This is a genomic window from Sphingomonas bacterium, assembly GCF_903644135.1.
Lineage (GTDB): Bacteria > Pseudomonadota > Alphaproteobacteria > Sphingomonadales > Sphingomonadaceae > Sphingomonas.
The window spans coordinates 1-2,801 of the sequence record NZ_CAHJXA010000349.1 but is presented as its reverse complement, the minus strand read 5'-3'; the positions used below and the strand labels follow the sequence as shown (position 1 = coordinate 2,801).

Here is a 2,801-nt window from a genome sequence, read left to right as displayed (position 1 = left end):
TCGACCAACCCTGGCGCATCATGTCCCTCGGTCTACGCCGATGGGCGCATCGGTCATGATCTCAGAGACTTGGTATTACGAGTGCCTTATCGTGCCTCCTGGTCATCGAGGAAAACAGTAGAATATGAGTCGGTTGGGATTGCTGGGCGACAAACTGGACGTTTGCTGGACTAAGTGGCTACCGAGCGCGCCCCTGCTACGACCCGAAGCTGACCCCGTAATCGCGCCTCCACACGCGCAGGCAGTCGAGGATCACGGGCAGGTCGCGGCGGTGTTGATTTCTGCTGAGAGTTGACCCGGGGTTTCCATTGGGAGGTGACCCGGTCGTGAGGCTTATGCCACGCTTGATGCTGCGTCGGTCAAGTCACGGATTTTCTCCTTCCTGGGTTTGCCGGTCGCGGTGCTGGCTCTGAACCGGAAGCTGTCGTTCCCGGTCTCGAGGATATGGCAGTGGTGAGTGAGGCGATCGAGCAGCGCGGTGGTCATCTTGGGATCGCCGAACACGCCGGCCCACTCGCTGAAGCTAAGGTTGGTGGTGATGACGACGCTGGTGCGCTCGTAGAGCTTGCTGAGCAGGTGGAACAGCAAGGCGCCGCCTGACGGGCTGAACGGCAGGTAGCCGAGCTCGTCGAGGATGAGGAGGTCGAGGCGGAGCAGCCGCTCGGCGAGCTGGCCCGCCTTGTTCATGGCCTTTTCCTGCTCGAGCGCATTGACCAGATCGACGGTGGAGAAGAACCGGGCTTTCTTGCGGTGATGCTGAACCGCCTGCACGCCGAGAGCGGTCGCGATGTGCGTCTTGCCGGTTCCCGGCCCGCCGATCAGCACGACATTGTCGGCGCCCTCGATGAACTCGCCGCGGTGGAGTTGGCGGACCATGGCTTCGTTGACCTCGCTGGACGCGAAGTCGAACCCGGCGAGATCCTTGTACGCCGGGAAGCGGGCCGCATTGATCTGGTAGGCGATCGACCTGACCTCGCGCTCGGCGATCTCGGCCTTGAGCAGCTGGGAGAGGATCGGCACGGCGGCGTCGAACGCCGGCGCGCCCTGCTCGATGAGATCGCCGGCGGCGTGCGCCATGCCGTACATCTTGAGCCCGCGCAGCATGACAACGACGGCGGCGCTGGCGGGATCATGACGCATGGCGCAGATCCTTCCCGCGCAGCGCATCATAGCGTCCGACGTTGGGCTCGGGCTCGCGGCGCAGGACGAGCGCCTGCGGGGCGTCGATCATCGCGACCTTGTCCGCCTTCCCGTCGACCAGCCGGTGCAGGAGGTTGAGGATGTGGGTCTTGGTGGGGACGCCCGCGTCCAGCGCCAGCTCGACGGCGCAGAGCACCGCCTGCTCGTCATGCTGCAGGACGAGCGCCAGGATCTCCACCATCTCCCGGTCGCCGCCGACGCGCTTGAGCAGATGGCCTCGCAGGCGCCGGAAGCCGTCGGGCATGTCGGCGAACGGAGCGCCGTTGCGCAGCGCTCCGGGCTTCCGCTGGACCACCGCCAGATAATGGCGCCAGTCGTAGATGGTCGTCCCCGGGTGGTGCGATCGATCGACGATCCGGACATGCTCGCACAGGATCTGGCCCTCGGCGGCGATGACGATCCGCTCCGGGTAGATCCGCACGCTGACCGGACGGTTGGCGAACGAGGCCGGCACGCTGTAGCGGTTGCGCTCGAAGTGCACGAGGCAGGTCGGCGAGACGCGCTTGCTGTGCTCGACGAAGCCGTCGAACGGCCGGCCCAGCGGCATCAGGCTGGCGACCTCCTGGGTCCAGACGTCGGCGACCGTGCCGGGCAGGACGCCATGCTCGATCTCGCCCCACTGCTCGATGCAGCGCTGCTCGAGCCAAGCGTTGAGCGCGTCCAGGTCGGGGAAGCTCGGCAGCTGCTGCCACAGCCGGCGACGCGCATCCTGGACGTTCTTCTCGACCTGGCCCTTCTCCCAGCCCGCGGCGGGATTACAGAACTCGGGCTCGAACAGGTAATGGCTGGCCATCGCCGCGAACCGGGCGTTGACCTGTCGCGCCTTGCCGGTGCCGATCCTGTCGACAGCGGTCTTCATGTTGTCGAAGATCCCGCGCCGCGGCACCCCGCCCAGCACTCGGAACGCCTGGGTCAGCGCGTCAAACAGCATCTCGTGCGTCTGGAGCGGATAGGCGCGCACGATGAACGCGCGGCTGTGCGAGAGCTTGGTGTGCGCCGCCTGCAGCTTGACCCGCTCGCCGCCGAGCAGGGCCCAGTCCTCGCTCCAGTCGAACTGGAAGGCCTCGCCCGGCGCAAAGACCAGGGGCACGAACGTGCCGCGGCCGCTGGTCTGGGCATCGCGCTGGCGGTCCGCCTTCCAGGCCCGTACGAAGGCAGAGACGCGTCCGTACGAACCGCCATAGCCCAGTGCGACCAGATCGGCGTGCATCTGCCTGGCCGTGCGCTTCTGCTTGCGAGACTTGCCCGCCTCGCTCTGCAGCCACCCCGACAGCTTCTCAGCGAACGGGTCCAGCTTGCTCGGCCGCTTGGGAACCTTGAACTTCGGCTCCACCGTGCCCGCCCGCAGATACTTGCGGATCGTGTTGCGCGACAACCCCGTGCGCCGCTCGATCTCCCGGATCGGCATCCCTTCGCGCAAATGCCAGCGCCGGATCACACTCAGTAACGCCATGTCGATCACTCCTCGTTCCCCCGACCCAACAGCCAGGGAAAAGGTCAGAACATGGGTCACTTCTCAGCGGAAACTCGGCTCCTCCCGGGTCAGCTCTCAGCAGAAATCAACACTCACGCCTCAATCCGCTGGTATCAACCAGAGCGAC

Annotated in this window: 2 protein-coding genes; both read right to left on the bottom strand. The window is 65.9% G+C overall.

All coding sequences use genetic code 11. The features are described from left to right. Nucleotides 1–333 precede the first annotated feature (333 nt). Nucleotides 334–1,140: an IS21-like element helper ATPase IstB gene (istB, locus tag HUU96_RS14275; protein ID WP_174293409.1), complete on the bottom strand. Its 807-nt coding sequence runs from the start codon at nucleotides 1,138–1,140 to the stop codon at nucleotides 334–336. Further along, on the bottom strand, nucleotides 1,130–2,653 hold the full coding sequence (gene istA / locus HUU96_RS14270) for an IS21 family transposase (protein WP_174293408.1): 1,524 nt from the start codon (nucleotides 2,651–2,653) through the stop codon (nucleotides 1,130–1,132). Before istA ends, istB begins: the two co-directional genes overlap by 11 nt. Nucleotides 2,654–2,801 lie beyond the last annotated feature (148 nt).